Annotated in this window: 4 protein-coding genes and 2 pseudogenes; 4 read left to right on the top strand and 2 right to left on the bottom strand. The window is 72.6% G+C overall.

Annotated elements, in window-relative coordinates:
• Nucleotides 1–296: pseudogene (locus AB8Z75_RS22650) on the bottom strand (hypothetical protein); the annotation flags it as partial.
• 309 nt (nt 297–605) lie between these two features.
• Between AB8Z75_RS22650 and AB8Z75_RS22645 the strand changes: the two are divergent.
• The 4 genes and pseudogenes from AB8Z75_RS22645 to AB8Z75_RS22630 all read left to right on the top strand — a co-directional run bounded on the left by AB8Z75_RS22645 (nt 606) and on the right by AB8Z75_RS22630 (nt 9,906).
• Complete coding sequence (locus AB8Z75_RS22645; RefSeq protein WP_369204837.1) at nt 606–1,145, top strand: hypothetical protein; 540 nt, start codon at nt 606–608, stop codon at nt 1,143–1,145.
• 134 nt (nt 1,146–1,279) lie between these two features.
• Nucleotides 1,280–1,912, top strand: a pseudogene (locus AB8Z75_RS22640) (HAD family hydrolase); the annotation flags it as partial.
• 566 nt (nt 1,913–2,478) lie between these two features.
• Nucleotides 2,479–7,605: an NAD-glutamate dehydrogenase gene (locus AB8Z75_RS22635; RefSeq protein WP_369204835.1), complete on the top strand. Its 5,127-nt coding sequence runs from the start codon at nt 2,479–2,481 to the stop codon at nt 7,603–7,605.
• Between the two features lie 123 nt (nt 7,606–7,728).
• The gene (locus tag AB8Z75_RS22630; protein WP_369204833.1) at nt 7,729–9,906 is read left to right on the top strand and encodes a hypothetical protein; all 2,178 of its coding nucleotides are present in this window, start codon (nt 7,729–7,731) and stop codon (nt 9,904–9,906) included.
• On the opposite strand, the gene AB8Z75_RS22625 is transcribed toward AB8Z75_RS22630, so the two are convergent.
• A complete protein-coding gene (locus tag AB8Z75_RS22625; protein ID WP_369204831.1) occupies nt 9,864–10,724 on the bottom strand; it encodes a hypothetical protein in 861 nt (286 codons plus the stop codon). The two genes, AB8Z75_RS22630 and AB8Z75_RS22625, sit on opposite strands and share 43 nt — an antisense overlap.
• Between the last annotated feature and the right edge of the window lie 309 nt (nt 10,725–11,033).

The following is an 11,033-nucleotide window of genomic DNA, read 5'->3' as shown; positions in this document are numbered from 1 at the left end:
GTGCCCCGGGGGCGGAGCGGGGCCGAGGGGGCGAGGGCGCTGAGCCGTTCGTAGGTCTCGTCCGTGGCGTGGCCGAGGAGTGTGTGGACAGGGCACTGTCCGCTGAGGACGAGCAGCAGGCGGCGGGCGAACCAGTACGGGGGCTGCCGTTCGCGTGCGCGGTGGGCGGCGGCGCGGAGCGCCGACTCGGCGGGCCTGCGGCTGTCGCGCCGCGTCGGTGGCCTGGACGGGGCGGAGCGTGGGGTGCGTCGGCGCGGCTGGCGTCCGGACGCGGACTCGGAGACGGGCGTTGTCATGGGCTCCCCCGTGGAGGTCACGTGTGGGCAGGTTCTGCCGGGTCCGCCGGCGAGGGACGGACCGCGATACCGGTCAGTAACCGGCGGATGGCAATGGTTGTAGCCGTGGGGCGAGCCGTACGGCAATGAGGCGGCGGAGCCCGGGAAGGGGCTGGGGAAATTCCCCTATCAGGAGGAGATCGCGTAGCAAGGTTGACGCCGCCACGCGTCTACCTGCGGGTTTGCGCGGGTGCTCGCCGACGCGGGCCTCCTCGGCTGCCCGTATGCTGACGGGCAGACGGTTCCCGGCGATACACGAAAGCGGCAGCCATGCGTGTCTATGTCCCTCTGACCCTGCCCGCACTGAGCCAGGCGCACGGTACGGGCGAGCTGGGACCGGCCCCCTTCGATGCGTACGCGGTCACTGCAGGGCTGCGCGCGTGGTGGGGTTCCGAGAACCCCGAGGATGAGGAGGAGCTGGAGTACGCCGCGCTGGGCCTGGCGGCCTCCGCCTCCCTGCGCTCGCTGGCGCGGGACGCCGGAGCCGGTCGGCGCCGCGTCGTCGTGGTGGCCGAGGCCCCCGACGCTCTCGTGCGCAGCGAGGAGCGTGACGGGGTGGACGGCCGTAGCGAGCGCGAGGAGGACGCGGCCTCCGTCGGCCGGGTACGCCTCACCGCTGCCGTACCGATGTCCAAGGCCGCGGCTGTCCATCTCGACGCGGAGGACGCGGTGGAGGCGGTGACGGCGGCGGTCGAGGCCCTGCCCGCAGCCGCGGGCGGCGACGAGAGGGCGCAGGCGGTCGTCGACGGCGCCGACGACCACGAGCTGCTGTGGTTCGCCACTCAGGAGATCCCCGCCCTGATTTCCTGACCGATCGCTGCCCTGTCGCGTTGTCAGTGCTCCCCCGTACGGTCGGAAGCATGGTCTTGGGGCAGCAACCGCAACAGCCGCAGCAACCACAGCAACCGCAGCAGGGCCGGCGCACCCTGAGGTCCGCGCACATCGTGTGGGACTGGAACGGCACGCTGCTGCACGACATCCACACCGTGCTCGAGGCGACCAACGCCGCGTTCGACGAGCTCGGCTTCCCGGCGATCACGCTGGAGCGCTATCGGGAGCTGTACTGCGTTCCGGTGCCGCGCTTCTACGAGCGGCTGTTCGGCAGGATGCCCACCGGCAGCGAGTGGCAGATCATGGACGAGACGTTCCACCGCCACTACTGGGCCCGCATCGCCGGTGCGGGTCTGGCCGAGGGCGCCGCGGAGCTGCTGGCGACGCGGCAGGCGTCGGGTCACACCCAGTCGCTGTGCTCGCTGGCGCCGCACGACCGGCTGCTGCCGCTGCTGCGTACGTACGGCATCGACGGGCACTTCCTGCGGGTCGACGGGGCGGTCGGCCCGTCCGGGGGCGGCAAGGCCGCTCAGATGGTGCGGCATCTCGCCGCGCTGCGGGGGGTGGAGCCGAGCCGGGCCGTGGTGATCGGGGACGCGGTCGACGACGCGTTGGCGGCGGCCCACGCGGGCGCCCACGCGGTGCTGTTCACCGGGGGCTCGCACAGCCGGGCCAGCCTGGAGGAGGCCGGGGTGCCGGTCGTCGACACCTTGCGGGAGGCGGTCGAGACGGCGGAGCGCCTGGCCCACGAGGCCGCCGAGGCCGCCCACCGAGCCGAGGACCCGCGCCCCGCCGGGAACGCCCGCGGAGACGCCCACGGGCGCGCCCGCAGGGTCGGGGCCGGGGGTCGCCCGAAGGCGGCGGGCGTCGGCGACGGCGACGAGGAAGCGACGGCGAGGGGGTAGCGTCTGTGGTGAAGCGTCCGGCGACCGCCGTTTTGCCGAGAGTTTGCCCGCTCTTGTCACGGCCCGGCCCCTGCGAGCCGGACCGTGGCCGCAGTGCGGCGGCACGCGGCCGGAAGCTGTCCGAAAGGGCCAAGACGATCTCTTCGGTCTCCCTTTTTGTACACATAAGGGCCATGACGCGAAGGTGCCGAGGAGCGATAGCCTTGCCTACGTGATCAGCGCGATATCCATCGGAGGGTCTGCCCGCGGGCGCCGCTCCGTTCAGCGCCCCCCGCGTGACCGCGCGCGGGGCGCCGCTGGTCGTCTCTCCCGGCACAGTGGCGGACCCGTGCGGACACCCCGTGTTCCGGCGCCGTGCCTATTCCATCCCGACGTCACGCAACGGCGCGCGACAGGAGCCAGAGGACATGCAGAGCAAGCTGGAAGAAGCAAAAGCCGAGCGGCTGGCGGAAGCCGCGCGGGTGGCTGAACAGAGCCCGGCCCAGGGGCGCCATCCGGTGCGGGGCCTCCACGGCCCCCAGGACGACGCCCTTGGCGCGTATCTCCAGCGGTACTACCTGCACACGGCGCCGGAGGACCTCACCGACCGTGATCCGGTCGACATCCTCGGCGGTGCACTCGCCCACTACCGTCTCGCGCAGGAGCGTCCGCAGGGCACGGCGAATGTGCGGGTGTATTCGCCGTCGATCGACGAGAACGGCTTCTCGTGCACGCACTCGGTGATCGAGGTCGTGACGGATGACATGCCGTTCCTGGTCGACTCGGTCACCAACGAGCTCTCCCGGCAGGGCCGTGGCATCCATGTCGTGATCCACCCGCAGATGGTGGTGCGCCGGGATCTGGCCGGGAAGTTGCTGGAGGTCCTGTCCGTCGGCCGTGACGACGTGGCCGCCCAGCAGGCCGACGCCGCGCAGCAGGCGGGGGCGGCTTCGCAGGAGCGAGGGAAGCGCCAGGCGAAGGAGAAGCGGGAGAAGCTGCCGCACGACGCGCTGGTGGAGTCGTGGATCCACGTCGAGATCGACCGTGAGACCGATCGGGAGGACCTCAAGCAGATCGGTGCGGATCTGCGCCGGGTCCTGTCGGATGTGCGGGAGGCGGTCGAGGACTGGCAGAAGATGCGGGGCGCGGCGCTGCGCATCGCGGACGAGTTGACCGAGGAGCCGACCGACGACCTGCCCAGGGAGGAGGTCGACGAGGCGCGTGAGCTGCTGCGCTGGCTGGCTGATGATCACTTCACCTTCCTCGGCTACCGCGAGTACGAGCTGGACGCGGAGAGCGGCCAGGGCGGCAGGGGCGGCGGGGACTCCAAGGGCGGCAAGGGCGCCAAGGGTGGCAAGAGCGCCAGGACCGGCAAGGGCTCCCAGGACGGCAAGGGTGCCGTGGAGGGCGAGGAGCTGACGCTCACGCCGCTGCCCGGCACGGGTCTGGGCATCCTGCGGTCCGACCCGCACCAGTCGGGTGACGAGGGGCACCCGGTCTCGCCGTCGTTCAACCGGTTGCCCGCGGACGCGCGGGCCAAGGCGCGTGAGCACCGGATGCTGGTGCTCACCAAGGCGAACAGCCGTTCGACGGTGCACCGTGCCTCGTACCTGGACTACGTGGGCGTCAAGAAGTTCGACGCCGAGGGCAACGTGGTGGGGGAGCGGCGCTTCCTGGGCCTGTTCTCCTCCGCCGCCTACACCGAGTCGGTGCGCCGTGTGCCGGTCATCCGGCGGAAGGTCGCGGAGGTGCTGGACGGCGCCGGGTTCACCCCGGACAGCCACGCGGGCCGCGACCTGCTGCAGATCCTGGAGACCTACCCGCGCGACGAGCTGTTCCAGACGCCGGCGGACGAGCTGCGCTCCATCGTCACCTCGGTCCTCTACCTCCAAGAGCGCCGCAAGCTGCGGCTGTACCTGCGCCAGGACGAGTACGGGCGGTACTACTCGGCGCTGGTCTACCTGCCGCGCGACCGCTACACGACCGGGGTGCGGCTGCGGCTGACGGACATCCTCACCGAGGAACTGGGCGGCACCAGCGTCGACTTCACCGCCTGGAACACCGAGTCGGTGCTCTCCAGGCTGCACTTCGTGATCCGGGTGCGGACGGGCGCCGAGCTGCGGGAGCTGACGGATGCGGAGGTCGACCGCATCGAGACGCGGCTGGCCGAGGCGGCGCGCTCGTGGGCGGACGGCTTCAGCGAGGCGCTGGTCGCCGAGTGCGGCGAGGAACAGGCCGCCGAGATGGCGCAGAAGTACGCGCACGCCTTCCCCGAGGGCTACAAGGCGGACTTCTCGCCGCGTGCGGCCGTGGCCGATCTCCAGCACATCGAGCAGTTGGTGCGCGGCGGTGCGGAGGACGACTTCGCGCTGAGCCTGTACGAGCCGGTGGGGGCTGCTCCGGGGGAGCGCCGCTTCAAGATCTACCGTACGGGCAGCCCCGTCTCGCTGTCGGCCGTGCTGCCCGGGCTGCAGGCGATGGGCGTCGAGGTGGTGGACGAGCGCCCGTACGAGCTGCGCTGCGCGGACAGGTCGCACGCGTGGATCTACGACTTCGGGCTGCGGATGCCGGACGGGCAGCGGGGTCTGGAGGAGGAGACGCGGGAGCGTTTCCAGGAGGCGTTCGCTGCCGTGTGGACCGGCCACGCGGAGAACGACGGCCTCAACGCGCTGGTGCTCTCCGCCGGGCTGACCTGGCGGCAGGCGATGGTGCTGCGCGCGTACGCGAAGTACCTGCGGCAGGCGGGTTCGACGTTCAGCCAGGCGTACATCGAGGACACGCTGCGCGGGAACGTGCACACCACGCGGCTGCTCGTCAGCCTGTTCGAGGCCAGGTTGGACCCGACGCGCAGGCGGGCGGGGCACGAGCTGATCGACGGCATCCTGGAGGAGCTGACCGGGGCGCTGGACCAGGTCGCCAGCCTGGACGAGGACCGCATCCTGCGCTCCTTCCTCACCGTCATCACCGCCACCCTGCGCACCAACTACTTCCAGCTGGCCGGCGACGGCAAGCCGCACACCTACGTGTCGATGAAGCTGGACCCGCAGGCGATCCCGGACCTGCCGGCGCCGCGCCCCGCCTACGAAATCTGGGTGTACTCGCCGCGCGTCGAGGGCGTCCACCTGCGGTTCGGCAAGGTGGCGCGCGGTGGTCTGCGCTGGTCGGACCGGCGTGAGGACTTCCGCACGGAGATCCTCGGCCTGGTCAAGGCGCAGGAGGTCAAGAACACCGTCATCGTGCCGGTCGGCGCCAAGGGCGGCTTCGTCGGCAAGCAGCTGCCCGACCCGGCCGTGGACCGCGACGCGTGGCAGGCCGAGGGCATCGCCTGCTACAAGACGTTCATCTCGGGCCTGCTGGACGTCACCGACAACCTGGTCTCGGGCGAGGTCGAGCATCCCAAGGACGTGGTGCGGCACGACGAGGACGACACCTACCTCGTCGTCGCCGCCGACAAGGGCACCGCCACCTTCTCCGACATCGCCAACGAGGTGGCGAACTCCTACGGCTACTGGCTGGGCGACGCGTTCGCCTCCGGCGGTTCGGCCGGGTACGACCACAAGGGCATGGGCATCACGGCGCGCGGCGCCTGGGAGTCGGTCAAGCGGCACTTCCGCGAGCTGGGCCACGACACCCAGACGGAGGACTTCACCGTCGTCGGCGTCGGTGACATGTCGGGCGACGTGTTCGGTAACGGCATGCTGCTCTCGGAGCACATCCGCCTGGTGGCCGCCTTCGACCACCGGCACATCTTCCTCGACCCCGACCCGGACGCGGCTCCCTCGTACGCCGAGCGGCGCCGCCTGTTCGAGCTGCCGCGCTCCTCGTGGGCGGACTACGACACGAAGCTGATCTCGGCCGGTGGCGGCGTCCACCCGCGCAGCGCCAAGTCGGTGCCGATCACCCCGCAGGTGCGCGAGGCGCTGGGCATCGAGCAGGGCGTCACGAAGATGACCCCCGCCGAGCTGATGCGCGCCATCCTGACGGCCCCCGTCGACCTGCTGTGGAACGGCGGCATCGGCACCTACGTCAAGGCGTCGACGGAGAGCGACGCGGACGTCGGCGACAAGGCCAACGACGCCATCCGGGTGGACGGCCAGGACCTGCGGGTCAAGGTCGTCGGCGAGGGCGGCAACCTGGGCTGCACCCAGCTGGGCCGGATCGAGTTCGCCGCGGGCGGCGGGCGGATCAACACCGACGCGATCGACAACAGCGCGGGCGTGGACACCTCCGACCACGAGGTGAACATCAAGGTCCTGCTCAACTCCGTGGTGGCCGACGGCGACATGACCGTCAAGCAGCGCAACAAGCTGCTCGCCCAGATGACGGACGAGGTCGGCGAGCTGGTGCTGCGCAACAACTACGCGCAGAACGCGGCGCTGTCCAACTCCCTGGCGCAGGCCCCCAGCCTGCTGCTGGCCAGCCAGCGGCAGATGCGCAGGCTGGCCAAGGAGGGCAAGCTCGACCGGCAGCTGGAGTTCCTGCCCACGGACCGGCAGATCCGCGAGCGGCTGAACAACGGCGACGGGCTGACCCAGCCGGAGATCGCCGTGCTGCTCGCCTACACGAAGATCAACGTGACGGACGAGCTGATCGCCACGTCGCTGCCGGACGACGCCTACCTGAAGCGGCTGCTGTACTGCTACTTCCCCGAGGCGCTGCGCGAGCGTTTCGGACAGCAGATCGAGGCGCACGCGCTGCGCCGCGAGATCGTCACGACCGTCCTGGTCAACGACACCGTGAACGTGGCGGGCTCCACCTTCGTGCACCGTATGAAGGAGGAGTCGGGGGCCTCGACGGAGGAGATCGTGCGCGCCCACACGGCCGCGCGCGCCATCTTCCGGCTGGGTGACATCTGGGACGAGGTCGAGTCGCTGGACAACCAGGTCGCGGCCAATGTGCTCACCGACATCCGGCTGCGCTCCCGGCAGCTCGTCGAGCGCGGTACGCGCTGGCTGCTGAACAACCGCCCGCAGCCGCTGCTGCTGGCCGACACCATCGAGCTGTTCTCCGAGCGGGTGGAGACGGTCTGGGCGGAGCTGCCCAAGCTGCTCAAGGGCGACGACCTCAAGTGGCACCAGCGGGTGTACGACAAGCTGTCGGGCGCCGGTGTGCCCGCCGAGCTGGCGCAGCGGATCGCGGGGTCGGCCGCGGCGTTCTCCACGCTGGACGTGGTCGCCGTCGCGGACCGCATGGGCAAGGAGCTGATGGACGTCGCCGAGGTCTACTTCGACCTCGCCGACCGGCTGGGCATCACCCAGCTCCAGGGCCGCGTCAGCGAGCTGCCGCGGGCCGACCGCTGGCAGTCGATGGCCCGCTCCTCCATCCGCGAGGACCTGTACGCCGCGCACCAGCTGCTGGTGGCCGACGTGCTGGCCGCGGGCAACGGCGCCGACACGCCGGGGCAGCGGTACGAGGCGTGGGAGGAGAAGAACCGCGCCATCCTCGTGCGCGCCCGGGGAACCCTGGACGAGATCCAGGCCTCGGAGACGTTCGACCTGGCGAACCTGTCGGTGGCCATGCGGACGATGCGCACGCTGCTGCGCAGCAACCGCTGAGGCCCGCCGCGGCGACTCGCTGCTGACCGCCGTGCCGGGAGGGGCGTCCCTCCCGGCACGGCGGTCACGCGTTCGGCCCTCCACCGCGCGCGGGCCGCCTGCCGCGCTGCTTACCGTGCAGGAATGGGCGGGCTGGTGGAGGGCGTGGCTGAGGTGGACGACGCGGACGCGGGCGCGGCTCACAGCGCCGAGGCCGCGCGGGAGCGGCAGCAGCGCGTCCGCCGGATGCGGGAGCGCACCAGGTCGGGATGCGCGCTCGGCCTGCTGGCCGCCGGCTACCTGTTCCAGGTGTCGGGCATCGCCGGGGCCGGCGCGGCCCTCGTCGTCCTCGGTGCGGCGCTGGGCCTGCTGACGGACGTGCTGCTGCCGCACCACGCACGCGGCACGGAGCGGCGGCTGGCCCGGGCGCAGTTCACCCCCGCCGTCCGGCAGATGCTCCGGGACGCGCTGCTGCTGGGCGGTCTGGGCCGGCTCGGTGTTCTCGGCCCGGGCAGTACCGCGCCGCTGCTGGGGGCCGTGCTGGCGTGCTGGGCCCTGCACTTCCTGTGCCAGGCGGTCGCCGGGGCGGTGCGCGCCCGCAGACGGCTGCCCGTGGTCACCCGCAACATCGATGCCTCAGCCCTCGGGCTCACTCCCTCGCCACCGGCGCTGTTCGCGCACCGGGCGACGGTGCGCCTGTTGGGCGTGGCGGCCGTGCTGACGGCGGGGATGAGCGCGTCGGCCGCGACGGGGGAGCCGCTGTGGGCGCTGCTGGCGGCCTCGTGCTGCTGCGCCGGGATGCTCGCCGGCATCGCCTGGCTGGCCACCTGGCTGCTGCCGGGCAAGCGGGTGGCCGGTGAGGCGGAGGCGCTGGCCTGGCTGGACGCGTGGCTGGCGGAGTACCGGCCGACGGTGGGCATGTACTTCTCCGGCGGCAACGCCTCCGCTTACCAGGCGAACATGTGGCTGAGCACGCTGGCCGAGCTGGACGGCCGGCCCGTGATCGTGCTGCGCGAGCGGTTCATGGTGCAGAAGATCGCCCCCACGGACGTGCCCGTGCTGTGCGTTCCGAAGGTGTCGCACCTGATGAGGCTGGAGCACTCGACGCTGAAGGTGCTGCTGCACCCGGCGAACTCCGGCAAGACCTCGCAGGTGCTGCGCATCCCCACCCTCAAGCACGCCTTCATCAACCACGGCGAGTCCGACAAGCTCTCCTCCTGCAACCCCTACGCCAAGGCCTACGACCAGGTGTGGGTCGCGGGCGAGGCCGCCCGCGAGCGGTACGCGCTGGCGCACATCGGGGTGGAGGACAAGGACGTGGTCGAGGTCGGCCGCCCGCAGCTCGCGCCCATCGAGGCCGCGGGCACCCGCGGGCCCGTGGGCCGCGACGGCCCCCTCACCGTGCTGTACGCGCCGACCTGGGAGGGCTTCACCGACGATCCGGGCAACACCTCGGTGCTGGTGGCGGGCGAGGCGATCGTCTCGGCACTGCTGGCCGACCCCGGAGTACGGCTGCTGTACAAGCCGCACCCGATGACCGGCACCGTCGACCCGCGCGCGGGCGAGGCCGACCGGCGCATCCGCGCGCTGATCCAGCAGGCGAACGCCGGGCGGGACGGCGGGGAGCCGGGCCCCGAGGCGCAGGCGGCGCTGGAGGAGGCGACCGCCGAGCTGCGGAAGCTCACCCGGGTGGACTTCGGCCGGCACGCCGACGAGGTGGAGCGGATGCTGCGCCAGTCGGCGCCCGGACCCGGCCGTGCCCGGGAGGTCGAGGAGGCGGCGCGGGCGTGGGAGGAGGCGTACTGGGCGGCGCAGCCCGCCCGGCGGCATCTGATCGTCACCGGTGACGGACCGGGGCTGTTCTGCTGCTTCAACGAGGCCGATGTGCTGGTCTCCGACGTCTCCTCCGTCGTCTCCGACTACCTCAGCAGCGAGAAGCCGTACGCCGTCGCCAACACCAGCGGCCTGGACGACGACGGTTTCCGGGCGGCCTGCCCCACCGTGCGTGCCGCCACCATCCTCGGCCCTGACGGTACGGGCATCGACCGGCTGCTGCGCACCGTGCGCCATCCGGAGGAGGACACCCTCGCCCCCGCGCGCGCTGCCTTGAAGGTCCGGCTGCTCGGGCCGGCCGAACCGCCGTCCCTGGTGCGCTTCAACCGGGCGGTGCAGGCGCTGGTCCAGGAGGCCGAGGCGCGCGAGGAGAGGGTGCGCGCGGTGGACAAGCAGCCGCTGGACGCGGAGGGCGAGGTGGAGGCCGAGGACGAGAGGGAGCGGAGTCAGGCGCTGGCGGACGCGCTCGGTGAGGACGAGCGGCCTTGAGCGCTCGCCGCCCGGCCGGGCCGCTGCTCCGCCGCCTGGCCGGGCCGCTGCTCCGTCGCCCGGCCGGGACGCTGCTCCGCCGCCCGGCCGGGACGCTGCTCCGCCGCGCCCCTGGGCCCTTCCGCTCCCTGCGGCTGTCCTGTCGCCGCCTCCCGCTGCTGCCGCGCGTCCTTCTCGGTGCGGGGCGCGGTGGCCGGTGGGGTGTGCTGTGCGGTGGCCGGTGCGACGTGCTGCGCGGTGGCCGGTGGGGTGTGCTCCTCGGCCGTGGGCCCGGCCAGCGTCTTGAGGGTGAGGACCAGGTTGTTGTTGAGCGAGAAGTACAACTGCACGGCCAGGTTGCTGTCACCCAGCCGGGTGCGCGGGGTGACGTCCGTCTTCTTGCGGTCGGCGAGGTCGCCCAGAACCCGCCCCAGCCGTACCCGGTCGGGGCCGAGCCCCGGTCGCAGCCACAGGTCCCACACCCCTTCGGCCGCGCCGTCGGCGAAGGCCGCGGGCAGCTCGTAGGGCATTTCCAGTTCCACGGCGTCGGCCTCGGTGCCCTGGCGGCCGGGGAACTCGAACGACTGCCGGGGGTTTCCGCGGGCCACCGCCACCAGCACAGGCCCGCCCGAGAGCTCGACGGTGCGCCGGGACAGTTCGGGCGCGACGGCCTGTCCGTACAACCGTGCGGTGAGGGTGTAGCCGTGCTCGCCGCGCGCGAGGTCGGTGACCTCCGCGTGCTGGGCGCGGGACCAGACCCGGACAGCGAGACAGCCGTCCTCCGTCACATACGGCACCCGCGGCTCCAGCATGCCCTCCGCGTTCACCGGTGCCGGCATGCTCAACAGCCGGGCCGTCTCCACCCGCTCGGCCCTGACCCGCTTGCTCCTGCCGTCCGAGGTGCGCTCGACGTAGGCGTCCCACCGGGCCTCGGGAAGGGAGGGGCTGTTCTCTCGGCTGAGCCGGACCTCGATCCAGCCGCGCGCGTCGGCCTGTTCCCGGGGCGGGAGCGGGAGGCGGACGGGGGCGGCGCCGTCGCGGCCCCGGGGCCCCCCCCCCCCCCCCCCCCCCCCCCCCCCCCCCCCCCCCCCCCCCCCCCCCCCCCCCCCCCCCCCCCCCCCCCCCCCCCCCCCCCGACCCGGCAAAGC

It is taken from the genome of Streptomyces sp. PU-14G, from assembly GCF_041028275.1.
In the GTDB taxonomy this organism is placed as follows: Bacteria; Actinomycetota; Actinomycetes; order Streptomycetales; family Streptomycetaceae; genus Streptomyces.
Note: the sequence above shows the minus strand (reverse complement) of the source record. Positions and strands in the feature narration are given on the sequence as shown.